Annotated in this window: 24 protein-coding genes, 1 other RNA gene, 1 pseudogene and 2 riboswitches; of the genes and pseudogenes, 20 read left to right on the top strand and 6 right to left on the bottom strand. The window is 66.0% G+C overall.

The features are described from left to right. The first annotated feature begins 638 nt into the window (after positions 1 to 638). From IPI67_26650 to IPI67_26610, 9 genes are all read left to right on the top strand, one after another. On the top strand, positions 639 to 1,808 hold the full coding sequence (locus IPI67_26650; protein MBK7583760.1) for an EAL domain-containing response regulator: 1,170 nt from the start codon (positions 639 to 641) through the stop codon (positions 1,806 to 1,808). Positions 1,809 to 1,876: 68 nt separating this feature from the next. Then, positions 1,877 to 2,443: a PAS domain-containing protein gene (locus tag IPI67_26645; protein MBK7583759.1), complete on the top strand. Its 567-nt coding sequence runs from the start codon at positions 1,877 to 1,879 to the stop codon at positions 2,441 to 2,443. Positions 2,444 to 2,461: 18 nt separating this feature from the next. Then, entirely contained in the window at positions 2,462 to 3,370 is a 909-nt protein-coding gene (locus IPI67_26640) for a response regulator (protein ID MBK7583758.1), read from the top strand. A 430-nt stretch (positions 3,371 to 3,800) separates the two neighbouring features. Further along, complete coding sequence (locus IPI67_26635) at positions 3,801 to 4,046, top strand: hypothetical protein (GenBank protein ID MBK7583757.1); 246 nt, start codon at positions 3,801 to 3,803, stop codon at positions 4,044 to 4,046. 2,120 nt (positions 4,047 to 6,166) lie between these two features. Continuing rightward, the gene (locus IPI67_26630) at positions 6,167 to 7,084 is read left to right on the top strand and encodes a GNAT family N-acetyltransferase (GenBank protein ID MBK7583756.1); all 918 of its coding nucleotides are present in this window, start codon (positions 6,167 to 6,169) and stop codon (positions 7,082 to 7,084) included. 681 nt (positions 7,085 to 7,765) lie between these two features. Continuing rightward, positions 7,766 to 8,389, top strand: coding sequence for a hypothetical protein (locus tag IPI67_26625; GenBank protein ID MBK7583755.1), 624 nt, complete (start codon positions 7,766 to 7,768; stop codon positions 8,387 to 8,389). 179 nt (positions 8,390 to 8,568) lie between these two features. Continuing rightward, positions 8,569 to 10,167: a TIGR04141 family sporadically distributed protein gene (locus tag IPI67_26620; GenBank protein ID MBK7583754.1), complete on the top strand. Its 1,599-nt coding sequence runs from the start codon at positions 8,569 to 8,571 to the stop codon at positions 10,165 to 10,167. Between the two features lie 484 nt (positions 10,168 to 10,651). Beyond that, positions 10,652 to 10,757: riboswitch (SAM riboswitch) on the top strand. A gap of 695 nt (positions 10,758 to 11,452) precedes the next feature. Continuing rightward, positions 11,453 to 12,715, top strand: a complete 1,263-nt coding sequence (locus tag IPI67_26615) for a hypothetical protein (GenBank protein ID MBK7583753.1) — start codon at positions 11,453 to 11,455, stop codon at positions 12,713 to 12,715. A gap of 20 nt (positions 12,716 to 12,735) precedes the next feature. Further along, complete coding sequence (locus IPI67_26610) at positions 12,736 to 13,134, top strand: hypothetical protein (protein ID MBK7583752.1); 399 nt, start codon at positions 12,736 to 12,738, stop codon at positions 13,132 to 13,134. Between the two features lie 80 nt (positions 13,135 to 13,214). On the opposite strand, the gene IPI67_26605 is transcribed toward IPI67_26610, so the two are convergent. Beyond that, positions 13,215 to 13,706 carry a hypothetical protein gene (locus tag IPI67_26605; GenBank protein ID MBK7583751.1) on the bottom strand — a complete coding sequence of 164 codons (492 nt, stop codon included), beginning with the start codon at positions 13,704 to 13,706 and terminating at the stop codon, positions 13,215 to 13,217. A gap of 163 nt (positions 13,707 to 13,869) precedes the next feature. Here IPI67_26605 and IPI67_26600 point away from each other — a divergent pair, with 163 nt between their 5' ends. The 3 genes from IPI67_26600 to IPI67_26590 all read left to right on the top strand — a co-directional run bounded on the left by IPI67_26600 (position 13,870) and on the right by IPI67_26590 (position 15,923). Then, positions 13,870 to 14,250, top strand: a complete 381-nt coding sequence (locus IPI67_26600) for a hypothetical protein (GenBank protein MBK7583750.1) — start codon at positions 13,870 to 13,872, stop codon at positions 14,248 to 14,250. Positions 14,251 to 14,790: 540 nt separating this feature from the next. After that, positions 14,791 to 15,444, top strand: a complete 654-nt coding sequence (locus IPI67_26595; protein ID MBK7583749.1) for a hypothetical protein — start codon at positions 14,791 to 14,793, stop codon at positions 15,442 to 15,444. A 65-nt stretch (positions 15,445 to 15,509) separates the two neighbouring features. After that, positions 15,510 to 15,923 (top strand): hypothetical protein, encoded by a 414-nt coding sequence (locus IPI67_26590; GenBank protein MBK7583748.1) that lies wholly within the window; start codon positions 15,510 to 15,512, stop codon positions 15,921 to 15,923. Positions 15,924 to 15,955: 32 nt separating this feature from the next. On the opposite strand, the gene IPI67_26585 is transcribed toward IPI67_26590, so the two are convergent. Both IPI67_26585 and IPI67_26580 read right to left on the bottom strand, forming a co-directional pair. Further along, positions 15,956 to 16,354 (bottom strand): hypothetical protein, encoded by a 399-nt coding sequence (locus IPI67_26585; protein MBK7583747.1) that lies wholly within the window; start codon positions 16,352 to 16,354, stop codon positions 15,956 to 15,958. Beyond that, a complete protein-coding gene (locus tag IPI67_26580) occupies positions 16,351 to 17,310 on the bottom strand; it encodes a serine/threonine protein kinase (protein MBK7583746.1) in 960 nt (319 codons plus the stop codon). The genes IPI67_26585 and IPI67_26580 overlap by 4 nt, the downstream gene beginning before the upstream one ends. 133 nt (positions 17,311 to 17,443) lie before the next feature. Here IPI67_26580 and IPI67_26575 point away from each other — a divergent pair, with 133 nt between their 5' ends. Further along, positions 17,444 to 17,791 (top strand): helix-turn-helix transcriptional regulator, encoded by a 348-nt coding sequence (locus IPI67_26575; GenBank protein ID MBK7583745.1) that lies wholly within the window; start codon positions 17,444 to 17,446, stop codon positions 17,789 to 17,791. 72 nt (positions 17,792 to 17,863) lie between these two features. On the opposite strand, the gene IPI67_26570 is transcribed toward IPI67_26575, so the two are convergent. Continuing rightward, the gene (locus tag IPI67_26570; protein ID MBK7583744.1) at positions 17,864 to 18,409 is read right to left on the bottom strand and encodes a hypothetical protein; all 546 of its coding nucleotides are present in this window, start codon (positions 18,407 to 18,409) and stop codon (positions 17,864 to 17,866) included. Positions 18,410 to 18,514: 105 nt separating this feature from the next. Beyond that, positions 18,515 to 18,612: riboswitch (SAM riboswitch) on the bottom strand. 47 nt (positions 18,613 to 18,659) lie between these two features. Then, the gene (locus IPI67_26565; GenBank protein MBK7583743.1) at positions 18,660 to 19,295 is read right to left on the bottom strand and encodes a metallophosphoesterase family protein; all 636 of its coding nucleotides are present in this window, start codon (positions 19,293 to 19,295) and stop codon (positions 18,660 to 18,662) included. Between the two features lie 401 nt (positions 19,296 to 19,696). Here IPI67_26565 and IPI67_26560 point away from each other — a divergent pair, with 401 nt between their 5' ends. From IPI67_26560 to IPI67_26550, 3 genes are all read left to right on the top strand, one after another. After that, positions 19,697 to 20,989 (top strand): hypothetical protein, encoded by a 1,293-nt coding sequence (locus IPI67_26560; GenBank protein ID MBK7583742.1) that lies wholly within the window; start codon positions 19,697 to 19,699, stop codon positions 20,987 to 20,989. Between the two features lie 234 nt (positions 20,990 to 21,223). Then, on the top strand, positions 21,224 to 21,472 hold the full coding sequence (locus IPI67_26555) for a helix-turn-helix domain-containing protein (protein ID MBK7583741.1): 249 nt from the start codon (positions 21,224 to 21,226) through the stop codon (positions 21,470 to 21,472). A 98-nt stretch (positions 21,473 to 21,570) separates the two neighbouring features. Then, the gene (locus IPI67_26550) at positions 21,571 to 22,638 is read left to right on the top strand and encodes a site-specific integrase (GenBank protein MBK7583740.1); all 1,068 of its coding nucleotides are present in this window, start codon (positions 21,571 to 21,573) and stop codon (positions 22,636 to 22,638) included. A 5-nt stretch (positions 22,639 to 22,643) separates the two neighbouring features. Here IPI67_26550 and ssrA read toward each other — a convergent pair. Continuing rightward, positions 22,644 to 22,990: a transfer-messenger RNA gene (gene ssrA / locus IPI67_26545) on the bottom strand. Between the two features lie 255 nt (positions 22,991 to 23,245). Here ssrA and IPI67_26540 point away from each other — a divergent pair. From IPI67_26540 to IPI67_26525, 4 genes and pseudogenes are all read left to right on the top strand, one after another. After that, positions 23,246 to 23,755 (top strand): annotated as a pseudogene (locus tag IPI67_26540) (thrombospondin type 3 repeat-containing protein). A gap of 9 nt (positions 23,756 to 23,764) precedes the next feature. Further along, complete coding sequence (locus IPI67_26535; GenBank protein MBK7583739.1) at positions 23,765 to 24,748, top strand: hypothetical protein; 984 nt, start codon at positions 23,765 to 23,767, stop codon at positions 24,746 to 24,748. After that, positions 24,745 to 25,104 (top strand): hypothetical protein, encoded by a 360-nt coding sequence (locus tag IPI67_26530; GenBank protein ID MBK7583738.1) that lies wholly within the window; start codon positions 24,745 to 24,747, stop codon positions 25,102 to 25,104. The genes IPI67_26535 and IPI67_26530 overlap by 4 nt, the downstream gene beginning before the upstream one ends. Continuing rightward, the gene (locus IPI67_26525; GenBank protein MBK7583737.1) at positions 25,101 to 25,706 is read left to right on the top strand and encodes a hypothetical protein; all 606 of its coding nucleotides are present in this window, start codon (positions 25,101 to 25,103) and stop codon (positions 25,704 to 25,706) included. Before IPI67_26530 ends, IPI67_26525 begins: the two co-directional genes overlap by 4 nt. The last annotated feature ends 14 nt before the right edge of the window (positions 25,707 to 25,720 follow it).

Below are 25,720 nucleotides of genomic sequence, written 5' to 3'. Positions count from 1 at the left end.
GCGCATCGCGTTGGTTTGGTTGGCGAGTACCAATGTGGCGCCGGACGATACCCTTGGCGGTTGGGCGATCCTCGGCTGCGCAGAGTGAATTCGGCAGTGCTCCGAGGGTCGCGCTGACGCGCCGTTCTGTCGGCCCTCATGAGGATGACCGCCGGCGACGCAAACTTCCGCGGGCGAAGAGCGAAGTCAGTCTCTCTCACGCAGTCCTCGACGAGCTTGGCAAGGTCGACGTTCTGACGGGTAGGTCGAGGCGTTCCGCCCTGCGTGCCGGTTCAGGTCAAACATCGCGAGCCCGTCCCGGAGGGCGCGGCGAAGGTTTCGTGACCATATCTACTTGCCAGCCCGATCACGGATCCCGCCGAAAAGACGCCGGACGACGCGTCTACGTCGTAGACGCCCCCGCCCGTGAGTAATCGGTCCAGTCATGGACGCCGACTATACCGGTCACCCTGTGACTCCCACTCGAGAGCCCACGACCGCCCCTCCGGCGGCGGCAATCTCGCCGACATGCAGCGGATAGGGCAGTTCCATTTTCGAATCCGCGGGCGCTGCTCAGCGGGTCCCGTCGCAGTTTCGACACATGATGTCGGAACCCGACACTACCGTCGGGTCGCGGGCCGCTCCAAGCTCTTGGCCTGATGAAGGGTGAGCGCATGGAGGGAAGCCGCCGCACGGTCCTGTTGGTCGACGACGATGACGCCGTCCGAAGTGCCTACTTGCGAGTGCTGACCAACGCTGGCTTCGATGTCCGCGCCGCTGCTGACGGCGAGTCTGCCCTCCAGCAGCTCCGCAACGAGTCGTTCGACGCCGTCGTGAGCGACATCTCGATGCCAGGCATGGACGGCGTGCAGCTTCTGCGAGAGGTGCGCCAGCACGATCGCGACCTGCCTGTGTTGCTGATGACCGGGAGGCCGAGCCTGGAGACTGCCACGCAGGCCATCGATCACGGCGTGATGAAGTACCTGTCGAAGCCCGTCGGCGCGGACGAGCTCACCGATGCCGTGCGCCGCGCCACGCAGCTCCAGCAGCTCGGCCGTGCGAAGCGCGAGGCGTTGAGGGCCCTCGGCACCATGACGGGCGAGGGGTCTGACCGGGCCGGACTGGAGGCGAGCTTCGAGCGCGCGCTGGAGTCGCTCTGGGTCGCCTTTCAGCCGATCGTGAGCGCCGCCGACCGGCAAGTCTTCGGGTACGAGGCTCTGCTGCGCACGGAGGAGCGGACGTTGCCGCATCCCGGCGCCGTGATCGACGCCGCGGAGCGGCTCGGGCAGCTGCCCCGCCTTGGGCGCGTAGTGCGCCAGCGCGCCGCCGAGGCGTTTGCTGCTTCTGATCCGACCTGGCTACTGTTCTTGAACCTGCATCCGGAGGACCTCCTCGACGAGACGTTGCTCGACGCCGGCGGCCCGCTCTCCACGCTCGCGGGCCGCATCGTGCTCGAGATTACGGAGCGCATGTCGCTTGACAGCGTCCCGGATGCGCGCGCGCGGGTGGCGCGGCTGCGCAGCTTCGGCTACCGCATCGCGGTTGACGACCTGGGGGCCGGCTATGCTGGGTTGGCCAGCTTCGTGCAGATGGAGCCAGACTTCGTCAAGCTCGATATGTCTCTGATCCGTGACGTCCACAAGAGCTCGCTCAAGCGGCGCCTCGTCCGCTCCATGACCTCGCTCTGTCAAGAGATGGGGCTGGGCGTGGTCGCAGAAGGGGTCGAAATACCGGAGGAACGCGACGCGCTCGTCGACCTCGGACTGGACCTCCTGCAGGGCTACCACTTCGCAAGGCCAGCCCAGCCATTCGCGCAGCCCACTTGGTGAGGGGCGGTCAGGATCAGATGGGCACTGCACCGCCAGACGCTGTCTCCCGCGAGAAACTCGCTAGTGAAGTGCTGGAGCGTCTGCACGAGGGCTGCCAGGTCGTGGGCTTCGACTACCGGTATCTTTACCTCAACGAGACCGCAGTTGCGCAGGCACGTCGACCCCACGAGGAGCTCCTGGGCCGTACCATGATGGAGTGCTTCCCGGGCATCGACGGGACGCCGATGTTCTCGGAGCTGCGCAGGGTCATGGCGGAGCGCGTCCATCACCGGATGGAGAACGAGTTCGCTCACGCCGACGGTTCGAAGGGCTGGTTCGAGCTGCGGTTCGTCCCGGTCCCCGAGGGCGTCTGCATCTTGTCGCTCGACATCACGGACAGGAAGGCCTCGGAGTCGGCACTGATCCGCACGGAGGCGCAGCTCCGCCAGTCGCAGAAGATGGAAGCTGTGGGTCGCCTGGCAGGGGGCGTTTCCCACGACTTCAACAATCTGCTGTCGGTGATCCTGACCTACGCCGAGTTCCTGCTGAAGGACCTCAGCGCGGACGACCCGATCCGCGCTGACATCCAGGAAATCCACACGGCGGGGCTGCGGGCATGCGACCTGACGCGCCAGCTCCTGGCAATCAGTCGCTAGCAAGTAATCGAGCCGAAGGTGCTCGACCTGAACCAGGCCGTCGTCGGAATGGAAAGGATGCTCGCCCGCCTGCTCGGCGCGGACGTCGAGCTGACCCTGCTCGCGAGCCGGTCGATCGGCAAGGTCGTGGCCGACCCCGGGAACATCGAGCAAATGCTCCTGAACCTCGTCGTCAATGCACGGGATGCGATGCCCACGGGTGGAAAGCTGACGATCGAGACGAAGGACGTCGAGCTCGATGAAGACTACGCGCGCGCTCACCTGGGCGTGAAGCCGGGGCCGCATGTGATGCTCGCCGTGAGCGATACGGGCATCGGAATGGACAAGGACACGGTATCGAAAATCTTCGAACCCTTCTTCACCACGAAAGAGAAGGGCAAGGGCACCGGGCTAGGCCTCTCGACGGTATTTGGCATCGTGAAGCAGACCGGCGGCCACGTCTGGGTCTATAGCGAGCCCGGCGCCGGGGCGACCTTCAGAGTCTACTTGCCGCGAGTCGACGCCGCGATCGCCGTCGAACCCTCGCAGCCGCCACCGCCTTCCCTCCGAGGGCACGAAACCATCCTCCTCGTCGAAGATGATGATCAGGTCAGGGCGGTGGCACTGAGCATCCTGCGGCGCAGCGGCTATCGCGTGCTGGAAGCTTCCAATGGCGGCGAGGCCCTGCTGATCTGCGAGCAACACCCCGCAACGATCCACCTGCTCTTGAGCGACGTCGTTCTGCCAAAGATGAGCGGCCGGCAGATAGCCGAGCGGCTCGCCACATTGCGCCCGCAAATGCGAGTGCTCTTCATGTCCGGATATACGGACGAGGCGGTCCTCCAACACGGCATCTTGGAGTCCGAGGTTGCGTACCTCCAGAAGCCGATCACTCCGGAGACGCTGACTCGGAAGGTGCGGGAGGTATTGGGCCACAGCGGCAGGTGACCGCCAGGCACTTGCGCGTCGAGGCCGCGGGCATTGGCCCGTCGAGTCGACGCGCTTTCGCACCAGTCGCGCGCGTGCCCGACTCGGGAACTAGCTCGAGCTCGAACGGCGCGAGCCTGGCCGGCACGGTTTCGAGATGCGCGGGATGCCGTGTCCGTCGTAACCGTTCAGGAGACTGCGCCCGGGACCTGCCCAGCGCATCGAGCAGTTGATTCAGGGTTGCGCGTCCGGTGAAGACCAACCCGGGGGAGAAGCGGCCGTCGGCAGACATCGCCGGGCTCGGCGAGCAGTTTTACCAGCGAAACTGACTCATCCCCGGGAGGAACTTCAAAGGTGCGGGTCAGGATGCGGGCGCCAAGAATCTCCTTGGGTCTCTGACCGACTGGAGTACTGAGGCTGAAGGCCACTGTCGTGGTGCCCGGAGGTCGCGATGCGGACGGGGGAAGATCACGTGGATTTCGTACTGCGAAACGGTGCATTTTCTGCAAAGTTCCGTGCGGAGCCGACCGATCTTAGTGCGACGGTCCAGGGGAGCTACGGCGTGCGGTGCTGGGTTCCACCCGAGGCGCTAGGCGAACCGCAAAATGGGTACGGCATGATGCCAGACGGCCAACCCATGAAACAGCTCGTCTTGGATACCGCCAAGCAGAGTGACTTCTGTCAGAACTTCCGTTGATGGGGAGAGTGCGCTCTGGGTTGTAATAGGTTGGCCAAATTGGTCCATCTCGCCAGGGAATGTACGCGCCGGCACGCAATTGTCGCCGCCGAGAGGGTCTCGAACTCGCCAACGTTGCCCGTTCTCTGGCGGGCCCCCCGCGTGAGCCGCCGTGTGGTTTCGATGCTCGGCTTCACTTTGCAGTGCGGCGTCTTCTCTTGGGCGCAGATTTCTTGGGCGGACGAGCAAACCCATGCCGAGCCTGTTCGCCCGAGGGTCATTGGGGCTGGCACCTACCTGTTGGTCTTGCCGACCAGAGTCTGCAGAACCAGCGATGACGGGCAAGCTTGCACGCGCCCCGGGTTCTGGGGGCTGGAGCTCGCGATGCACGCAGATATTGCATCGGCTCTATCGGTGGGTCTCGTTGGATCTGCCGCGCGGTCCGGCGAGGTCATCTCCAGCGTGAGGCGCAGCTTCGCATCGGCTGGTGCCGACGCAAGATACGCGTTCTACCGCGCGCAACCGGTGACCGCATTCGCGGCGGTGGGGTTGGGGTGGGCCGCAATCACCGAGTCCGAAGAATTGCCATCCCAGACCAGCAGCCGCACGCAGCACGGGGGATATGCAATTCTCTCCGTCGGGAGCGAACTTGCGTTGACCGAGACCTTGGGCCTTGGCGCTGAGCTTCGTGCCTTGTTGCTCGTCTTCGGATCGGTTTTTTTACGAATCTCACCAACGGCGGAGGCTGGAGAGTACGGCATTCGCGTCTGGGCGTCGGTTCTCGTGACGGCCTGCGTGCGATTCTAGCCCCCGCACCGCCGGCTCCGCCAGAGCCGTCCTCATCGCTCCTACCACCGCAACGAGCGCGAGCCCCAAAGCAAGAACGGAGCGCGCAGCGCGCTTCTCGAAACCGAGGGACACGCATGAGACAGAAGACGGGTAAGATCCGGAGACCGCCCAGCGATCCTGATGCGCGGGGGATCGGACGACCTTCGTCTATGGTGTCGCCAAGGCTGATTGTGTCCAGTCGATGAAAACTGGTTTCGGGCACTTCGACAGCTCGCGCCGCGAGAACTTCTGTGCAGCGGTTCTGCTCCTGGCGATGGACGTGGACGCCGCAGTCGAAGCCCTGATCTGCAGTACAGTGAGGCGGGAGCTCGGCATCGATGACGCGAGCAGACTCTTGGGCTTCGGGCGTGAAGCTCACCTGGCGAGGACCGACGACGAGAACTACGCCCGGACTGACCTGTGGCTGCTCTTCGAATCAGCAAGCGGACGCTTCTACGCATTCGTAGAGATCAAGATCCACAACAACTGGGACCCCTCTGCCGTTGTGCGGCAGGTGCGCGATCAAGCTCATCGCACCCGCTCCCGTGGTCCACAGGACGTCCGCGGCAGCCTGCTTCTTGCGCCCGCGCGGCTGCCTGCGGGTTGCGGAATTAGATCGGGCGGTGCGCGTAGTCACGTGGCCGACGTTGTTGAACCAACTTCGTGCGCTCGCTTCGAAGGCGCCAGTCACGGAGCTTGCGATTCGTCACTTGGAGGAGAACATGGACCGCCCTGCCGGACTCGACCGACCACTCACGATGAACCACTTCGAGCAGGCGACGACCACCGTGGCCTGCCTGCGCCAGTTTATCATCGACTGCATCCTCGACATCGTGGGTCGGGTGCAGGGGGAACCCGCCTGTTTCACGCCGGGCGATAGCAGCCCACGCCGCGGAGGTGGCTGGGCGTGGCATGGGCTGTCCGTACCGTTCGCTTTTGAAGGGAAGCGAGGCCGCGTGGGCGTCTACAAGTATGGGGAGGCGCCGAAAGGCGAAGAAGGCGCGCTCCAAACTCTGGCTCGAGGCATACCTCGGAGAGGGGGACTCGCCGGTCGCGTTCATCGCGTTCGCGCCGGCAACGCTCGAGAGCAAGGAACTCGACGCAGCCATGCGGCGCTCAAGAACAAGTAGGACGACGCGGCGAGCCGCCGGAGCCCATGCTCGACCCGAGACCACGATGAGTGATCAGCGTGCGGTCGGGGGCACGTCAGAGGCCGAGGTGGTTCCTTGATCTCATCCCGCTGCTCACGACCGCTTGGGCGGGCGCCCGAGCGACCTCATCCGCGACGAGTAGCTCATGCATGAGTCACCGACATGAAGTGGAAGAAGACGACCGATGCCGACGTGTCGCTGCTCGCCGGCATGAACCGGCAGCTCCGCGAGGATGAGGCTCCGCTCGCCGAGCCGCTGCAGATTGACTTCGAACAGCGCATGCGCGGATGGCTGACCGGTGATTATTCCGCTGTGCTCTTCGAGCTGGACGGCCAGCCCGTCGCCTACGCGTTGTGGCGGGACAACGAAGGAAGAGGCATCTACCTCCGCCAGTTCTTTGTCGTTCCGGAGCGCCGTCGGCAAGGACTGGGGCGCACGGCGATGGAGCTTCTCGTTGCGGAAGTCCTGCCGCCCGGTACCGATGTCACGCTCGAGGTCCTCGAGCAGAATCCTCCCGGTCTCGCGTTCTGGCGGGCCCTGGGGTTCGGAGCCTACGCGAGGACGTTGTTGCGTCCGAGTCACGCTGCTCCTGTCATTCGCCCGATCGGACCTGATGACGACTGGGCCATGGTGACCGAACTGCTGCACCGCGCGTACGCGCCGCTGGCGGCGCGAGGCCTGAAGTTCCACGCGAGCTACCAAGACGAGACGGTGACGAGACGAAGAGCCGGCGAGGGCGAATGCTTCGTTGTGCTGTTAGATGGCAGGCTCGTGGGCACAGTTACGGCACTTCCTGGGGGCCGCGAGAGTAAATCCTCGTGGTACCGGCGCGCCGATACCGCGAGCATGGGCCAGCTCGCCGTCGACCCAGTCCACCAAGGCCGCGGCATCGGTCGTGCGCTGATGGGTCGTGCGGAGCAACGAGCGGTGGAGAACGGCGCGCAGTGGATCGCCATCGACACCTCGGAGCATGCCTCCGAGCTGATCGCGACCTATCGTCGACGCGGGTACGAGGTCGTCGAGTCGGTGAGGTGGGACGTGACCAACTACCAGAGCGTTGTGCTCGCGAAGCGGCTTTAGTGCATGGGGGCGATCGCGCGCAACCTAACGATTTGGACGGCGCTCGGGTTGGGAGTGTGCGCGTGCGGTTCCCGGAGTGGGTTGGCCGATAGCGCTGTTGGGGGCGATGGTGGCACTGGCGGGAGCGGCGGTGCGGCCGCGGGAACGGGTGGTGGCATTGATGGCGGCGGTGGGCTTGGTGGCGCGCACACCTGCGAGAGTTTGGTTGAAGTCCAGCCGGTCGCCGTGATCGATCAGGGAGGCGAGCCTGGGGTGGACGCGAATCCGGCGCTTTCCTACTCGAGCGAGACCCGCGAGCAGGTGACCGTCGCTGTGACGCGGGTGAACTCTGCAGGGCAGATTCGGCTAGCTTACGCGACGTTCATCCCATGGATGGGCTGGCCCGCATCTGGAGTCCTGAGCGCGCCGATCACCGCCTTCGCGACAGCCGACACCGTCTTCGCAGCAGGTGCGGGGGCCGATGGACACTGGGGCGTGTTGTTCGAGTCGGCTGGCTCCTCCGCGTTCGCCCCACACATCAAGGCACAATCCGTCGGGACAGGTTCAGCGGTGACGCTAGCTGGCCACGGGCGGCGGTTTGTGGCTCGCGGGGCACCGAACGTTCACTTGGTGGGCACGGCGAGCGCGGGGACGCTCCATACACACGTAGTCACTTCGACCAGCGCTGGTTCCATTGCCAGCGTGCTGTCGACGGACATGGGCTGCGACAACGCAGATCCCATCGCGGACGCTACGGCCTTCGGCGACGGGTGGTTGGTCGCCTATTCCGACTGGGCCGGAAGTATCACGAGCTGCGGCGCTTTGAATCCGGAAGCCGCCAGCCGGCTCAACATAGCCAAAGTCACAGCTGACGCGGCCACCAAGATGATCGCGAGCATGGACGTCGGCGGGTCGATTGCGGAGATCCATGCAGTACCCCATCCTGACGGGATCCAGCTTGCCTATCGACTGATGGGACTCGCGGTCGCGCCCATTCAGCTTGTTCGAGTGAGTGCGCTCGATGGGCTGGTTGTGGGGACGACGGCCATCACCGCTCCGGGTGCCATGCCGCGCGAGGGGTTTGCCACAGCAGCCCTCGGCAGTGGTATCGCGATTGCGTGGGTTGAAGGGTTGGCAGGAAGCCCTGGTGACCTGCACGTTTCTGTCCGAGACAGTTCGGGCGCCGAAAGGGCGACGATCTCGCTGGGTACGGTTAATTCGGTAGGACCCATCGCGGCGATCGGTGCGCCGAACACCGAGAGCCTCGTGCTTGCGTGGGCGACAAGTACGACGGTACGTCTCACACGGCTCGACTGCACGATGTAGCAGCCCGTTCACGAGCAGCGGCGCCTGATGGATTGCAGCGGTGATTCGTTCGCAAAATCCGGATGACCCAAGGCCAGGCGGCCGTCATGCGGTCAGAAAACGCGAGCAGCGCGCAGAATCTGATTCTCAGAAGTTCCGCGCGCAGCGCAGACTTGTCGCAGCGCTACGTTGCCTGGCGCATGCCCAGCGCGTCGAAGCCGAAACCGCATCCGATCACGCTCACGCTTTACCTCTTGAAGTCGGACATCAGGGCGCCCGAGTCCGCGCTGCGGGATCCGGGCGACCCTCGGCTCCACGTCGAGAACGTCGCGCTTCCCGGAACGAAGATCGCAAAGCTCTTCGCGCGGCAGAACCCGACGAGTCCTCCCAAGTGGACGACGTTCTTCCCGGACTCGCCAATCATCCGGCAGCGCCTCAAGACCACGAGCGCGGCGGGCGTGTTCGTCTTCCACTCGGGGAAGCGGTTCTTGGCGCTAACGTTCGGCCACGGACGGCACCTCTTGGCTCCGGGGTCCTGGGAGGACGGCTTCGGCCTGCGCGTCACGCTGAACAGCATCGACCCGGCGCGGCTCAAGAGCATCGACCACAAGAACTTCGAGTCCATCACGCGGCACGCCCGCACCCAGACCAGCGTAGAGGGGACGGCGGCGGACTTCGGACTCAACATCGAGCAGGACCTGGTGCGAGCGGTCGCTGGAACGCCCAGGGATCTGGCTCTCGGAAAGAGGATGGCCGGCATGGACGCGCTGGTCGTCAGCGTGCCGGTCGAGCTGGATGGGCTACCGGAGCTCGCCCGCCTGTACCTGCGCAAGTACCAGAGCGACGAGTACAAGAAGAACTTCGACTGGATCGACCATATCGGGGAAGTGCGGGACGCAGCGCTCGTCCGGGAGTTGGATGAGGCGCTCGCCGACCGGTTTCGCCGGGGTGAGCACGAGCGCCTCTGGATGGTCCCGCCCGACCTCGTCGACTGGTCGAGCCTAAGCGGGTTCAAGTACCGAGCGACCGACGAGGCGGTTTGCCCCGACCTGCACGTCTCCGACTTCGTGAGAAGCGTCCGCGACCCGAACAGCATCACGGTGAAGTCTCTCAAATCGCGGCGCATCCTCGCCATCGCGGCGGACGAGGAGCACGAGATCGACAGCTGGTCGGCATACCAGTGCATCTACTTCGAGCACGACAGGAGCGACGAGACGTTTCTCCTCTCGGCGGGACGGTGGTACCGCATCGCCAGGGACTTCGCGGGCACCGTCAACGCCGAAGTGAAGAGGCTGGTGTCGACGGATCCCGCACTGCCAGCGCTCGAGAAGACGGACAGGGACGAGGGCGAGTACAACGCCCGTGTTGCCAAGGGCTCGGGCAGCAAGTACGCCCTGATGGACCGCAAGAACATCTCGCATGGCGGAGGCCCTTCGCGGGTTGAGCTGTGCGACCTGTATTCGTCGGGGGGTGCGTTCATCCACGTCAAGAAGTACGCAGGCTCCGCCGTGCTCAGCCACCTGTTCGCCCAAGGAGTGACGTCCGCGAGCCTGTGGTTTGGCGACGCCGACTTCCGCGCCAAAGCCAACCAGAAGCTCCCGACGACGCACCGACTCGCCGACCCTGCGGCGGCACCGATCGGCAAGGCGCACCGCGTCGTGTACGCCGTCGCAAGCCGATCCAAGAAGCCCATCGACGAGAGTCTGCCGTTCTTCAGCAGGCTCAACCTGCGAAACGCGGCGAAGCAGCTCCGGCCGCTCGGTCTGCGCACGTCCCTCGTCAAGGTCGAGTGGCGATAGACGCGCGCTACGGGTGGTGCGTCGGGGGTAGGCGCCGCCGGACACGGTGGCGGTGGAAACGGTGGCAGCGATGGGGGAAGTGGTGGTGGTGATGGAGCGGTCGAATCCGACGTGGCCGACGCAACGGTCGGCGAGGCGGTTGGCCAACCCTGGCCGTCGATCATCCGGTGCGCGTCGGCGCCGGCGCGTAACAACACGGCCATGCACTGCTCCCGAGCCGGATCGCGCAACGGGAGTCCCTGCGGGAGGAGAGTGAGCCGTGGCTGAGGTGGCAGCAACGTTCCATCATGCCACCGGTGGCACCACCACTGCGATCCGCAGAAGTCCGGACATCGAGGGCGGGTTGGGCATGGCAGCCTGGGTTCGCCGGCCTGGCGCAGAACGTGTTGTCCGCTCCGCCGCGGAACAGCTTCGAGCGCTTCGAGCCGGGTGGGGTCCCGGATAGTTCTGCTGCGCGAGTCGCGCACTGGCACTATGCTCACGGCCAACATCAAGACGGGCGGAGGGACCCGGCCCCACGAAGCCCGGCCAACCTACCCTCGCGGGCAAGGTGGCAACGCCGGAGCGGCACGCGCCGCTGACGATGGAGGTTCCGATGGTCGTCTGCTCTCGCTCCGCCTGCCGGGACGTTCTGGTTGAATGCGGCCGGTCCTGGCGCTCCGACGGCACTGTGGTTCGCAAGTATTCCTGCGCTTCGGACCGGATCGCCGCCCGAGTCTGCGGCGAGCGCGTCGAGCTCAAACGCAACTTCGGCGTGGTGTGTCCCGGCCTCGACGTCACGCTAGCTGAGCTTGCCCGGCTCGTAGCATTCCTAGGCTGGTGGCAGGGGCACCGGACGCGCTGGGCAGCCTTCTACTGGACAGGCGAGGCGCACCCGCCGGGCTGGGGCGGCGAGACGCCGATACAACTCGTTGCGGTTTTCTTCAGCAGCTCCCAGGCCGCAGAGTCGTAGCTTGCGTTCATGTAGAAGACGCCCATGCAGTCCTCGGAGGGCCACTTGGCGGGAGCTAGCGAGTCACTGACACAGGACGCGACCGAAACGCAGTCACTATCTGAAACGCAGGCCTTGTTGGCGTGGACAAAAGCCAACAGAAGGCCAACTTCGTCCGCGCAAACATGACGTCAGCCAGGTTGCCCTGATCTCGAGCGACAGAGTGCGCTGGGTCACCGAGAAGCGGAAACGTAACTATCGATTGTGGCTTCGCGACAACGTGAAACCGCTTTCTGGACGTGGGGCGACGCACCGATGTTGCGGTCAAGGAGGTGTCCGGCTATCCGACGTCACATGCTCAAGATCGCGTTCCAAGCAGCGGCAGTCGGTCGTTCAGCGTTCTTCCTGGTCGCGGTGCTCGGCGCACTCTCTTGCGGGGACCGGGCCGAGCAAGCCCCGACCCCGATTCAGACATCGAAGTCCTACCAACAAGCCCTCGTGGCAGGAGTCGCGCCTGCGCCTGAGCAGACAACTCCCATCTCGAACGTCGCATTCCTAGAACCTGCTGAACAAGGGCAGTTCAAGCCGCCGGTCTCCTCCGCCATCGCCAGTTCGCCCGAGGCTCCGGTAGCTGTGCCCGCCGACACCGACGTCGTATGGCTCGACTTCCAGAGCAAGTCCGCATTCGCAGTCAAGGTGGACGCGGCCGGGTTGGACGCGGTGCGGGCTGCGCTAGCGTCGCGCCCTGTTTCTGACCCGGCAAATTCCGGCGAGAGCTCGGACGAGGGCGCGACCGCAAGCCCAAGTTCGAAACCGATGGGTTGGTCGAACGCCTACGACGCACGCGTGAACAAGGCGATCGGCTACGGTTATCCCAAGTATGACCCAGTACTCTCTAAGATCGGCATGTTTGCCTACGGTGGCAGCGGGCAGCTCTTCGGGAGACGCTTGGTGATGACGGCTGCGCACGTGATCTGCCGAGGCGGTGGTTGTTCATGGCCAGCCTTCTCGCCACGGCGAGATACAACAACCTGCTGCAACTCGACGCCGTTCGGTTCCGCAACTCCGATCGCTGCGTGGGTGGGCGGGGGCTTCCTGGCAAACCAATGCCACGTTACCTACAACTATGCCGCGTGCGCCAAGGAGGATTGGGCTGTTCTACTCTTGCCGGACACCGCGTTCTCAGGGGATCACCCCGGATACATGGGGTTCATTAGCACCGACGAAGCGACGCTGCAGTCGTACACGTCGAAACGGAGCGACGGCTATCCGCTTTGCGACGCAATCTATCCTGATCGGCCCGCAGGTTGCGTGTTCGGTTCGGCGTTTGGGCAGACCACCGCGTGTGGGATCGGCCGCTTCCATAACGCCAACGGCTCGGGGGGCTACAAGAACCTATTTGCCCACGGTTGCGACACCAGCCCAGGGCACTCCGGAAGCGCGTTGCACACTTTCGTCGGGAGCAGCGGGCCATATATTCTTGGCATCACCTTCTGGAACGATTGCGACACCTGCTACGGACAGACCGGCGACATCCTGGCGTATCCGACGGTCGCGGTCCGCATCAACGACTGGCTCTTCAGCTACATGCTGAACAAGCGCGTGCAGTATCCATGAGGCCAAACGAGGCGAATCTGATGTCCCGACTCTCTGCCATCTTCATGGTCCTGGCGTACGGGTGTGGAACCAGCGATCCGAAGGTGGCCGAAGAAGGAGGGACGGATGCCGGGGGGGACGCCTGCTCGTGCGCGGCCATCGAGGCGCGGCTGCTGGCTGAAGTCTCCGGAAACCGGTCATGCGCAACGGACAAGGAGTGCAGCACCATCGCGCTCCGTTGTTTGCTGGTCGACCGCCCGACTTGTAGCGACGCTTTCTACATCAACCTCGACGCAGATGTCGCCCAACTCGAGTCGGACTCCGCGGCGCTGGATGCCTGTGCCGCGACGTGCGATCCGGAACGCCATTGCGGTGGATGTCTGATGGGCTATCCGGCCGTTTGCGACAACGGGACGTGCGCGCCCGACATCTCGCCATGACGTACGTGGGTGCGACGCGACGACGCGACGACGCGAACCCCTCGCGTCTGATGCCTCCGGCAGGGCTTTCCAGCTGGCGATCACCCGAACCGCAGCACGCGCTCCCTCTTCCGCATCGACCTGGTCCGCAATGATGACACCGCCGTGCTCGGCGTCCTCAGCGCAGCGGTCGGCGCAAGAAGTTCTGCGACACCGACCTCCTCGACGAGATCCCCGTCCTCGGCCCCGCGCTCAGCCTCGGCTTCGAGAAGGGCATCTACGAGGGCGCCTGCTTCGAGGAGTGGCTCCTCTCGTACGATGGAGGCGCGGTCTACTTCCTTGATTCCCGACGCGTTGGCGGCAGCTCCGATGTAAGGTTGTACTGCGGTTCCTCGTTGGAAGTTGTCGGCAAGCTCCAGATCGTGACGAGTGACACCGCCCTCCAGGTCGTCCTGGACGCGCCAGTCCAGTTCCAGGCCGAAGTTCTTGACGGCTCCGTTTCCATCCAACTCGCGGACGACGAAATCGGCGGCACCTATGCGTACGACTGGACCAAGACTTGGGCCCTCAGCAACCGCGTTCTCAAGACACACTTCAAGCACGATAATCAGGCGTATGGAGAGCTATTGGAAGAGGGACACAATACCAGCGCTGACTCCGGCCCCGTCGTCATCGACGGGGCCGTTTTTCGGTCCGCGGATTGGACTTGCACGCCCTAAGGCGAGGCACAACCCCTCATTCTGACGCCTGACGACAATGAGAGGGGCGATTGCGGGAGTGCGCCGCGCGGAGGTGGGCTGCGAGCGGCTGGCGCGGTCGCGGCGCAGTGCGGCGCTCGAGAGCGTGGGCGCCGCTGGCGGGACAGGCATCGATATCGACGCCCGTGAGCAGCGTGATGACGTCCCGCCATTTGGCAGAACGGACGGCGCTGGTCGCCGGCGCCGAGGCCAGTGGGTCGGCGGCAGGCAGCGCCGGCGGGCCTTGATGCGTGAGCAAGATCTGTCGCGCGTGTTCGAGGCGTGTGGTGGTGTGCGCTGCCGACATCAGGCCGAAGTGGCGGATCTTGACGAAGCCCGGCGGGAGCAGGTGACCGAGCCAGCGGGCGAGAACGTCTCTGCGGGGATGGTGGCGAGCTGACCGTTCTTGGTGCGGAAGGTGAAGCGTTCGTCCATTGCGACGAGCCGGTGGTTGGAGATCGCGACGCGATGGTGCGGGTTCGAGTCCCGCTGGCTCTACAGAACTCCCGGCTATCGACGCCGCATTAGCTTCTCGACAAGGGTCGGGTTCGCTCGGAATCCGAGTTCCCCAAGGGCCCTCACCGCTTCGTCCACGTCCATCTGGATCAACCCGCGCCGGTGCCAGTCCCGAAGTTTCGATTCCACAAGCTCCGGCGCGGCGGCAATGCGGTATCTCCGCACGTCGTCGTTCTCAATCACGAAGCATCGAATCTGCCGAGGCCGTATGGCCTGGCGGTTCACGTCTTGGCGGAAGAGTTCGTATTCAAGGTGGAACCGTCGGTCGCCCCAGGATGCCATTGAGCAGCACCACGAAGATGGAGGGACCCGCGCCCGATCCTGATCACGTTTCGTGAGGGGCAGAGAAAAAGCCCCCTCAGAAAACTTGCGAGAAGCTCTCCGAGAGGGCTGCCTCCGGGTTGCAAGGCTCGGAGGTGATGGAATGTGGCATGGGGTCAGGCTTTTCGGGGAGTTCTTCGCGAAGCTGGCGGAGGCGGACGAGAAGATCGCGAGGCAGGTGGCGGCGGCGGGTTGCCGGTACTGCGGTGGTCCACTGCACCAGGGCAACTACCCCCGAAAGCCGCGGGGCGCCGAGATCGCCGGGGCGGGCGAGGCCTTCAAGCTCCGGCATTCGCTGTGCTGCGGCCGGCGGGGTTGCCGGCGGCGGGCGCTGCCACCGTCGCTGCGGTTCCTCGGGCGGCGGGTGTACCTCGAGGCAGTGGTGTTGATCGCGACGGCGCTCACGCTGGTGATGGCGGAGCTCGAGGACGTGAGCGGCGAGACCGGCGTCCCGGTGCGCACGCTGCGGCGCTGGCAGACCTGGTGGACCACCAGCTTCCCGCGACTTTCGAGCTGGACGGTCCTGCGAGCGCGCTTCGCTCCCCCGCCGCCGGAGGAGAAGGAGTTACCGAAGTCGTTGCTCGATCGTTTCGCCGCCTCGTTGCCGGGCGCGACGGCTAGCGATGTTCTGGAGCTCGTGGCGCGCTCGCTGGCGCCGCTGACGACCGGGTCGGTCCCCGACGGATCACGTTTTGTGTACGCCGCGCTCGGCCGCCGACTTCACGCAAGAGATGGTCCTTCGCCTGGTTTTGTCTGACCCGTAGCGTCGTCGGTGTCGAAGGCGCCGCCGCTGATCGAGGCAGCGCGAGACCGAGGACGGCCATGAGTGACGAAACATCCCCATCGACGCGCGTGCGCTGGGCACGGCTGCGTTTCCAGATCATCGGCCAGCTTCTGAGCTCTCCGCCGGAGCCTGGCGAGCTCGCGGCGCGTCTCGCCGAGCTGGCGGCGCGGCCGTGGCGACACCCGACCACCGACGACACGGTGCGTTTCAGCGCCAAGACCATCGAGCGCTGGTACTACGCGGCGCGGGACGCGCAGGACCCGATCGTCGCGCTCGAGCGCAAGGTGCCCAGTCACGCTGGGACGTTCCCCAGCGTGTCCGAGGCGGTCGGCGCGGAGGTGCGGCAGCTTCGCAAGGACCACCCGCGCTGGAGCTTCCAGCTCGTCCACGACAACTTGCGGGCTGTCGCGCGGCGGGCACAACTGGTGCGCGCCCGCGATCGAGGCGAATAGCACCAGCGCGAGCACGACTGCGGTGCACCGGTTCATCGCCGCCACTCTTTCCAGTCGCCTGTGCCAGCCTTCGCACCGCCTCCCGCGTCGGGTTTCCGTGGCATGGGCTTCCCCGGCTTCGCCGTAGGCAAGTCATCCAGCGCGACCACGGGCTCGGCGTGCGCGGACGCGTCCCGGGGCGAAGGCAACGCGGGGGTTACCGAGACAACCTGTGTCGGCGCCGGCACCCCCGGCGCGCTCGCCTGCTCCGGTCCGGTGGTCAGCGTCGCGGGTGCCCTCGCTCCCTTCGCAACCACGACCGCCAGCGCCACGGTCAGCACGAACACCAGCGCCACCCCGACACCCCCGACGGCCGCGAGCACTGGCCGGTCGAGCACGGTTCGCACGATCGAGGTCCCGGTCCTGCCCGTGGCCGCGGGCATCGCGCTCACGTCCGAGGAGATCCCCGGCGCAAGCGCCACAACCTCCGCGCTCGGCAGCGTCCTGTCCGCCACGCTCGGCGGGACCGTGAGTTTCGGGTGGGTCGAGATCGGCGCCCGGTGCATCTCCTGGTAGGCGTGCCGCACGGCATCGCCCGCGCGCCAGGCCACCGACGAGGCTTGTCGAACGCCAGCGCGCGGTCGACGACCGCGGCGACGGCGGCGTGGACGGTCGGCTCGAGCGACGCGACCGATGGCGCGGGCTTCGTCATCGCTGAAAGGAGCAGCTCGTTCGTCGTCCGGCCCTCGTGCACGTTCTTGCCGGTGAGCAGCGAGAACATCAACGCGCCCACGGCCCACAGGTCGGATCGAGCGTCGACCTCGTCCCACAACCCTCGCGCTTGCTCCGGCGGCATGAACGACGGCGTGCCCATGCTCGTGCCGTCGCGCGTGGCGCTGCTCGCGGTGGAGAGCTCGCGGAGGCGCGCGATCCCGAAGTCCAAGACCTTGACCGCACCGTCGCGGGTCAGGAAGACGTTCTCAGGCTTCAGGTCCCGGTGGACGACGCCCTTGTCGTGGGCCGCCGCGAGCACGTCGAGGATCTGGTCTGCAGCCGAGAGAACCTCGTCGGCCGGGAGTTTGCCGCCCGAGCGCGCCGCGCGAGCGTCGAGGTGCTCTCCGTCGAGCAACTCCATCACCAGGAACAACGCTCCGGTCTCGTCCTCGTCCTCGTCGACCACTTTCACCGCGCCGGGATGACCGACGGTGTTCGCGACCTTTCCCTCCTTGAAGAACCTGGCGCGGATGTGCGCGTGGGTGCTGAGCTCGGGGTGGAGGATCTTCAGCGCGGCCCGGGTCCCGTTCCGGTGGGTCGCCGCGTAGACCGCCGCCATCCCGCCTACGCCCAGGAGAACATCGAGCCGCCACTTGCCCCTCAGGACGGTGCCGACCCTGGTCTGGGCCCGCATCGCGGTCGGGTCGATGGCGGTAGTGAGGGAGTCGGAGGGCATGATCGGCGAAATTCGTGACGTTGCGACGCCAGAACGTAACACGAAATAACGATCGTGTTTAGGGACGGCGCCCACCGCTACGTGCCGCGCGATGTCCGACAAGCGCGTGGGAACCGTCCTCGCGAGTATTGGTGCGAATGTTCGCCAGTTGAGGCTGCGGCGAGGGTTGACGCAGGAGGCCCTTGCCGAGAAGTGCGCTGTCGAGCCCCGAACCGTACAGTCCATCGAACGCGGCCGTACCAATCTCTCGATCGCGGTGCTCGTTTCGGTTGCAGCAGCCCTCGGGGTGGACAGCCGGATGCTGATGCGTCCGGGTGAGCTCCCCCCCGCCCGCGCCGGACGGCCTCCCAAGCCCAAGCGGAAGGTGCCGAGGCACGACGCGCCTGGGGTTGACGGCGCTCCCGCGAACCCCCGGGCGAAGCGCACACCCAAGAAGTGAGCTGGTCACCGGTTGGCCGCGCGGGCCGCCCGCGCCACTGTGATCGCCGAGCGCAGTCCGTTTGGTCTTCTTCTAGCGCCGCTCCACCGCCAGCAGACGCTCGAGAAACAGGTGCTCCTCGGGTTCGAAGGCGATCCAGCGTCGCCCACGCTTCACAGTCACGGAGTCGCGGTCGGCCTTGACGCGGAAGTCGCCGCAGCGAAAGACGCCCCCGACCTCCTCACCGGCAGGATTACCGAGCCGCTCGCCGCGGCGGACCACGCTCGCCTCCAGAACAGCGATGCCGGCGACATGCTTCGGCGGAAGAACCCGCACGCGCACGTCGCGACCCGTGAAGTCCGAGCCCTGGAGGCCGCCCATGCCCTTGGTGGCGACCCGAACCGGTGGCGAGGCGCCGGCCGCCTGATGGAAGGCCGTCTCGCCGCCCCAGCCGGGCGGGTGCCCCGTGCCAGTCCAGTAGAACGCTGCCCAGCGAGTTCGGTGCCTCTCCCACCAACGTAAGAACGCAGCGAGCGGCACGAGCTCGGCGAGCGTGATATCGAGGCCGGGGCACACCACGCCGAACTCGCGCTTGAGCTCGACGCGACCTCCGCAGACGCGCGCGGCGATCCGGTCCAAGCCGCAAGAGTAATTGCGGATCGCAGTGCCATCGGAGCGCCAAGTACGGCCTCCTTCGACGAGAACGTCGCGGCTGTGGCGAGAGCGGGCGACCATCAGAACCTCCATCGTCTGCGGCGCGTGCCGCTCCGGCGTTGCCACCTTGCCCGCTAGGGCAGGTTGGCCAGGCTTCGCAGGGCCGGTTCCCTTCGCCTGTCTTGATGCTTCGAGAATCGTAGCATGCCTGGGCGGCCGGCCCACGAACACGTCGCTACTTTGCCGCCCTCACGATCTCGACCGCGCCCCCCGTCCGGGCCCTGAACACGGTCCAGCGCTTATCCGGCAGCTCGAGCACGCCGAAGGTGCCCGGCGTCGGGAGCTCGCGCTCCCAGCCGTCGGCGGGATCGCGCAACAGGGCACCGGGGTTCAGGACGAGTCGGTCGCCCAGACGCAGCTCCATGGCGCGGTGGGTGTGCCCGACGACGACCACGTCGGTCCCTGCGGCGCGCAGCACCTCGTGGAGCTCGTCGGCCGTCGCGTCGGGCATGACGCCGTGCATGTCGTTCCCAGGCCGCGCGTGGTGCGCGGCGACGCGCACGCCCTCGATCGTCGCAGACCAGGACGGCACCATCGCCTTGAAGAAGCGCCGGCCGGCGGGGGTCAAGTCGGCGGCGTTGGTCCCGACGGACTTGTTGGTGAGGCACCACCGGTCGTGGTTCCCTCTCAAGGTCTTGATCCCGCGTTCCGCGAGCAGAGCTGCACTTTCGTCAACAAAGACGCCATAGTCGACGACGTCTCCGAGACAGACGATGCGCGTCACGCCCATCTCGTCGAGCAGGCGCAGGGCGTCGCGCAAGGCGTGGACGTCGCCGTGGACGTCCGAGATGAAGCCGATCTTTGCAGGCATGGGGGGCCTCCTACTAATAGGGCTCAGCCGGCTTAGCGTGCGCGCGAGGGCTTCTCAAAATGGGACGATGACTGGCCGCTCGCCATGGGCCGCCGGCACCTTCCCGCGTCTTTCACCGCGGCTCGGACCCTGTCGGCGCTCGGACACCCCAGGCCGCCCGGTTTCATTTACCCGACCACGCTCCGTAACGCGCGCGGGCTCGACCTTGGTGCTGCTCAAGCTCCACCCTGACATCAGCGTGGAGCGTCTCGTCGACGGCTTACCTCGAAACCTGATCAGCGTCCCGCTCGAGAATCGTCCACGGCCCCGTCGACGCGACCGAACGCATGCGATTCGCCACGCCGAGCCGCGCTTGCGCTGGCGTCGTTACCGGGTCATATCTCGCATGTTGGGAGTGCCGAATGGTGGAGGAAGTGAGCCGGACGCTGTTGACCGTGGACGAGTTCGCGCGCCTGGTGGGCGTCAGCCCCGGCACTGTACGGAACTGGAAAACGTCGGGAGCGCTTCCGACAGAGACCGTCGAGGGGACCACCCTTGTGGACTACGCCGAGGTCGCAGGTCGCAAGCTGCTCCGCGAAACGGAGCTGCTGAACTTGCCGGCGGTCAAGCAGGCCCAAGTTTCAGAAACCGACGTGACGGCCGCGATCGTCGCCGGCGGCATCGCCCCGACTGCGGCGCCTGACCGACGCTATTCGATCAATGATGGCGCGGCTCTCGTCGCGTGGAAAGGGGGCGGAAGCGCAGTCGCCGTGGCGGGAGTGCCGCTAGAAGGAGGCCCGCAGCAGAACACCGATTCCACTGGTGCGGCTTTGGAATGCGGCCCCGACCACTCCGGGCGCTTCGAGGCCTTGATCGAGTACGTAACGGTGCACGCCGACCCCGCGCGGATCCCGGCGACATTCTGGGACACTCGTGTATGCCCGGAGTTCGTCCCACCGGTTGGGGTCTTTAGGGCCTGGTACGGTGGGCGCGGCGCCGAAGGGGACGACTCCGGTCCACTCCAAATCGGCACAGCGATCGGCCGGAGCGCGACTTGGGAGTTGGAGGACGGACAGCTGGTGCAGCAACCTGCGACCGATCTCTTCGGGTTTGCAGAAGGTGATGATTGGCACGAGCCGGGCAGCCTGCCCCCCGAGTACGCCGCCGTGAGTTTGCGCTATCGCGAGCTGGAGCGGGCGTGGCGGGAGGCGTGGCTTCGACGCCGACGCGAGCTGCTGGCGGCCGGCGTCAGCATCGAGGCGCTGCCGCATGCCCTCGCATTCGAGCGGCGCGATCGTGTTGCCGCCATTGAGCGTTATCACCGCGAGCATCTGTCGCCGGCTGACCTGCCCGACTGGTTCTTCTGCACCGAGGAATGCCCGCCGTTCGTCCCACCGACCGGGGTTTTCCGATTTGAATACCGCGAGTCGGACGCCGATCCCTACACCGGCCAGCCGCGGACCTGGGTCTGCAGCACGGAAGGGTGGGCGCAAGAAATCGGAAAGCCGGGTGTCTCATTCATTCCAGCCCAGCGGGTGCACCGGGCGCCCGGCACCTTTCGCAGCGGAGCGACTCCCCCGGAACACGGCGCGGCCAACCAACGCTACGGGCTGGCGGAGCACGAGTGGCGAGAGGAGTGGCGGCATCGTGTCGCGTTCTACCGTGCAGAAGGCGGACTTCAGCGCCAAGCGGGCGCCGTTTTGATGCCGAAGTGATTCCGGACTGAACGCGCCTTGAACCCACGTTTTCGTCACTCTGAGCAACGTTTGGATGGGTTCTGCGCGCGGGCGGGCCCTCGGCCTGGGCGGTTTTCAGGGGGAGCCGACTGCGTTCGAAGTTCAGCCCTCAATGCGAGCTCGAACCCTTGTGCCGAGTTTGCGCTCGCATTTCGCTGCATTTGATCACGCATTGCAGTCGTCGAAGGTCGATTTCTGGGCTTCGATCCAGGGGTGAGCAAGCGCTCGCCCGCACACGCGCTTCCGCCGGTGACCAACCTGTCGGGGCTTCCCTACCTGCTGACCCCAGCGGAGGCGGCGGCGTTGCTCCGCACCACTCGTGGCGCCCTCTACGCCCGCGCAGAGCGTGGCCTCCTGCCCGGAGCCGTCAAGGACGGCCGGCGCCTCCTCGTCCGCCGAGACGATCTGTTACGCTCTCTGGCCGAAGGACGAGCGCCATCGCCGGGAGGTTCCCGGAGATGACGGTCAAGGTCAGAAAGTACAGGCGCGGAGGATGGGAAGCCGACATTCGCTTCACGTGGCCAGATGGAACGCCGTTTCGACGGCGGCTCCTGACGCCGGTGAGCGGAAAGACCGCTTCCCAACGCTGGGCGGAAGCGAGGGAGAGCGAGCTGCTGCGCGCCGGCAAGGCCGCTCTCGACCCGCCGCTCGAACTGAAGGAGGTGCCGACACTGGGAGAGTTCAAGCCGCGGTTCATCGAGGGTCATTGCCGGGCGAACCGGCAGAAGCCCTCGGGCATCGAGAGCAAAGAGAGCGTGTTCCGAACACACCTCTTGCCTCGCTACGCCAGCAAGCGGCTCGACCAGTTCACCAACGAAGACATCCAACTCCTGAAGGGCGAGCTCGCGATCAAGAGCTCCAAGACCGTCAACAACGTGCTGAGCACGCTCAGCATGACGCTCAAGATGGCGGTCGAGTGGGGCGTGATTGTCCAAGTGCCCTGCCGCATTCGGTTGCTGAAGGTCAGCGAGGACGTGCCGGGTTGGTACGAGTTCCTCGAATACCAGCGGCTCGTCGAAGCTGCGCAGAAGCTCGGTCCAGAGATCTACCTGTTGGTTCTCTTGGCCGGCGATGCGGGGCTTCGGCGCGGAGAGATCATTGCTCTCCGGGGTTCCGATCTCGATCTCAAGCGGCGGCTCATTGCTGTGCGCCGCTCGGTCTGGAACGGCATCGAGACCGAGACCAAGGGCTTCAAGCACCGGTTCGTGCCGATGACGGAGTCTCTGGCCAAGGCCTTGACCGCGAACCGGCATCTACGCGGTCCGCGGGTGCTCTACACGGACAAGGGCGAGCAGCTCTCGAACAAGCACGTTCGGGCTTGGTTCGAGCGGGCTCAGCGGCGAGCGGGGCTCGAGGTGACCGGGGCGATCCACCGCCTTCGGCACACCTTCTGCTCGATGCTCGCGGCCCGGGGCGCGCCGGTGAAGGCCATTCAGGAGCTGGCGGGTCACCAGCACATCACGACGACGATGAAGTACATGCACCTGTCGCCGGCGAATCGGGAGAGCGCGATCCAGCTCCTGGACGCGGCCCGACGGGAGCAACAGGAGCCGCGCGCCGACGGAAATCGTGGAGACATTTTGGAGACGGGCCGAGGCCCGTCTCCAGTCTCCAACGATGTCCGGTAGTTGAGTTGTGGAGGCGCCGGGAATCGAACCCGGGTCCGCGAGGCGTCCAGCTAACCTTCGTTCACGTGCGTAGTCCCAATTGACCCCGGGACCGGGTTTCGTGGGTTCGGCCACGACCTAGCCTTCACTTTTTCTCGGTCACTCTATCGAAGGCTTCCTCGAGTGACCCAGCCCTAGTGCTGACGCCCTTCCGCTAGCAGGACTATCTCACGGTTGGACGGCTTCACGGTTTTTCAGGCCGCGAGAGCGATTGCGTTGTCGTTCGCAATTAGTACGGCTCGGTTTTGAACTGGGCCGAGTGCCAGCACACGCAGATTAACCTTCAGTCCCCACGTCGAAACCGATCGCCCCCGAAAGGGTGTGGGTGCCCCGCAAACTAGCCCCCTTTCCCCAAAGGTCAAGCGCGCCACCTTCTCCAACCCCCCCTCCTCCGCCTAACATCCGAACCATGCGGCGCTCGCTCCTTCCCCTCCTCGCCCTCCTCGTAGCTTGCGGCCCCTCCGCAACTCCACCCGCCAACCCCACCCCCCCAGCGCCGACCTCCTCCTCTCCCAACACCATCGCCACCGACGACCCCACCGCACCCCCCAGCCAGCCGAGCGGCGCCTCCGCTGGCGATCTCGACGGCGACGGCCTCACCAACGATCTCGATAGATGCCCCAACGACCCGGAAGACTTCGACGGCTTCCAGGACGAGGACGGTTGCCCCGATCCGGACAACGATCGCGACGGCATCCTGGACCGCGACGACAAATGTCCGAACGTGCCCGAAGACAAAGACGGCGATCAGGACGAAGACGGCTGCCCCGAAGGCAGCGCTGGCGATCGGGACGGGGACGGCGTCGGTGACCCAGTCGACAAATGCCCCGACGATCCGGAAGACCGCGACGGCTTCCAAGATCAAGACGGCTGCCCCGATCCCGACAACGACAAGGACGGCATCCTCGACAAGAATGACATGTGCCCCAACGACGCCGAGGACAAAGACGGCTTCCAGGACGAGGACGGCTGCCCCGACCCCGACAACGATCGCGACGGCATCCCCGACGTCAACGACAGCTGCCCCAACGACCCAGAGAACTTCAACGGCCGCGCCGACCAAGACGGCTGCCCAGACTGAAATCGCATGGCCACCCGCAGCGGCCCCATCGCAACTCTGGCGAAGATCGGCTTCGCTTTGCCATTCGTCGGCGTCGGGGGCTGGGCCTTCGTCGCCGCACTCCGTGACGTCGCAGTCGGTCACAGCTCGGCCTGGGTGGGACTGCCGTTCGGCGGAGCATTCCTCTTCGCCGGCGGCATGATCATCCGCGGCGCGCTGCTCGATACCCAGTCGCCCGAGGCGCGAGCAGCAAAGAAGCGGCGCCCTCTGCCCAAGAGCGACGTGCTGCCACCCGCGGCGGAACGTGATGTCTACCGCCACGCCGCCGGCCTTTCGCGGAGCGCCCGGGAGCTCTACGCGGATGTGCTCGACACCGCACCCGTGCAGCGGCTCGAGACCCTGCCCGGTCGGGTGCTCGCCCGCACCATCTCGCTCCACTCTACCGCCAGCACCGCAGCCGAAGTGGTCTTCATGGTCGTCTGGAACGGCATCACCTGGCCGTTCTTTCTGGTCATGGTCGAGAGCCGCAACATCCTGGGCTCACTCTTCCTGCTGCTGTTCGTCAGCATCGGCTCTTACGTCACCTTCGCCTTCGTGCGGCGCCGCATCGGCCGGCGGCGCCTGCCCCGGGTCGAGATTTCCGCCGAGCCGACCTACCTGGGTGACGAGCTCTCGATTCACGTCGATCAGTCGGGCCCCGCCCGCGTCACCCGCTACCGCATCGGTGTCTCGTGCAAAGAAGTCGTCCGCTACAGCGTGGGCACCAGCACTCGCAGCGAAGAACACGTCGTGTTCGAGCGCACACTGTTCGACGAGCCGGGGCGCAGCGTCGCCCGGGGTGAACACTGGACTCACGATCTGGTGTTGACCCTGCCCGCCGACGCGCCGGCGTCTTTTGCCTCCGAGAACAACCAGCTGCTCTGGCTGGTCACCGTGCACGCCGAAATCGCCGGCTGGCCCGACTACGACGAGGGATTTTCCTTCCGTGCGCTGCCGAGGCCGGCCACATGAGCATCGAGATCGAGCTCGAGCGCGAGCTGTGTGAGCCCGGCGGTGTGCTGCGCGGACGAGTCGTTCTCACACCGCTCGCAGGTCAAGAAGAGCGCAAGGTCGAGCTGACGGTCATGTGGATGACCGACGGTAAAGGCAACACCGACCTCGAGGTCGCGCTCTTTCGCGTGCTCTCGGACGGTGCGGGCGACGCGGCAACCGGTAGCCACCGCTTCGAGGTGAACCTGCCGCTCTTGCCGGTGAGCTACACCGGGACTTTGCTCAAGTTGAGGTGGTTGGTCAGCGTGCGTCGCCAGGCGCCGCTCGGGGGTGATCAGATCGAGGAGAAGGACTTCCTCGTCGGGTGGCCGGCATGAGGTTTCACGGTGCGCCGCACAACCCGTTCGTCGCGGCGCGTTTTGCGCCGGGGCAGCTACCGTGGTTCGGCGACGAGCTCGAGTGGTTGTGCTCGCGGGCGCTCGTCCCCGGAGCGCGACATCAAATCGTCGGACCCCACGGCAGTGGCAAGAGCTCGCTCCTGGCGCTGCTCGAAGCTCGCGCGCTCTCAGCGAGCTTTCGGGTGACGCGGGTTCGCGGCTCCGAAGGGTTTGCTCCCGAGCGCTTCGCGACGCGCGGGCCGCGGGAGCTGTGGCTGGTCGACGAGTACGAGGAGCTGTCGGCCTGGGCGCGGCTCCGGCTCGCCGCGGCGCGCGCGCGCACCCGCCCGGCCTTCGTCGTCACCGCTCATCACGACATTGGCTACGCCAGCCTCCGCCTCGGCGCGGTCACTCCGGAAACCGCCGAGCTCGTGGTCCGGCAGCTCGTCTCCGGGCGCAATTGGCCGGTCCCCGAGCACCCCCGCCTCGCCGCCGCCCTCGCGCGCCATCGGGGCAATCTGCGCGAGGTTCTGTTCGAGCTTTACGACGAGGTCGAGCGGGTCCACCGGGATTGGTCCTCCGGCGTTGATGCTGCCGAGTAGCCGTGGCATTGGAG

The sequence above is a fragment of the Myxococcales bacterium genome, assembly GCA_016706225.1.
GTDB lineage: Bacteria > Myxococcota_A > Polyangia > Polyangiales > Polyangiaceae > JADJKB01.
Note: the sequence above shows the minus strand (reverse complement) of the source record. Positions and strands in the feature narration are given on the sequence as shown.

Coding starts and splice junctions, on each gene's coding strand:
- IPI67_26650 (MBK7583760.1), top strand. CDS start 639: ATGAAGGGTGAGCGCATGGAGGGAAGCCGCCGCACGGTCCTGTTGGTC.
- IPI67_26635 (MBK7583757.1), top strand. CDS start 3,801: ATGCGGACGGGGGAAGATCACGTGGATTTCGTACTGCGAAACGGTGCA.
- IPI67_26630 (MBK7583756.1), top strand. CDS start 6,167: ATGAAGTGGAAGAAGACGACCGATGCCGACGTGTCGCTGCTCGCCGGC.
- IPI67_26620 (MBK7583754.1), top strand. CDS start 8,569: ATGCCCAGCGCGTCGAAGCCGAAACCGCATCCGATCACGCTCACGCTT.
- IPI67_26615 (MBK7583753.1), top strand. CDS start 11,453: ATGCTCAAGATCGCGTTCCAAGCAGCGGCAGTCGGTCGTTCAGCGTTC.
- IPI67_26610 (MBK7583752.1), top strand. CDS start 12,736: ATGTCCCGACTCTCTGCCATCTTCATGGTCCTGGCGTACGGGTGTGGA.
- IPI67_26600 (MBK7583750.1), top strand. CDS start 13,870: ATGAGAGGGGCGATTGCGGGAGTGCGCCGCGCGGAGGTGGGCTGCGAG.
- IPI67_26595 (MBK7583749.1), top strand. CDS start 14,791: ATGTGGCATGGGGTCAGGCTTTTCGGGGAGTTCTTCGCGAAGCTGGCG.
- IPI67_26590 (MBK7583748.1), top strand. CDS start 15,510: ATGAGTGACGAAACATCCCCATCGACGCGCGTGCGCTGGGCACGGCTG.
- IPI67_26580 (MBK7583746.1), bottom strand. CDS start 17,310: ATGCGGGCCCAGACCAGGGTCGGCACCGTCCTGAGGGGCAAGTGGCGG.
- IPI67_26575 (MBK7583745.1), top strand. CDS start 17,444: ATGTCCGACAAGCGCGTGGGAACCGTCCTCGCGAGTATTGGTGCGAAT.
- IPI67_26565 (MBK7583743.1), bottom strand. CDS start 19,295: ATGCCTGCAAAGATCGGCTTCATCTCGGACGTCCACGGCGACGTCCAC.
- IPI67_26560 (MBK7583742.1), top strand. CDS start 19,697: ATGGTGGAGGAAGTGAGCCGGACGCTGTTGACCGTGGACGAGTTCGCG.
- IPI67_26535 (MBK7583739.1), top strand. CDS start 23,765: ATGGCCACCCGCAGCGGCCCCATCGCAACTCTGGCGAAGATCGGCTTC.
- IPI67_26530 (MBK7583738.1), top strand. CDS start 24,745: ATGAGCATCGAGATCGAGCTCGAGCGCGAGCTGTGTGAGCCCGGCGGT.
- IPI67_26525 (MBK7583737.1), top strand. CDS start 25,101: ATGAGGTTTCACGGTGCGCCGCACAACCCGTTCGTCGCGGCGCGTTTT.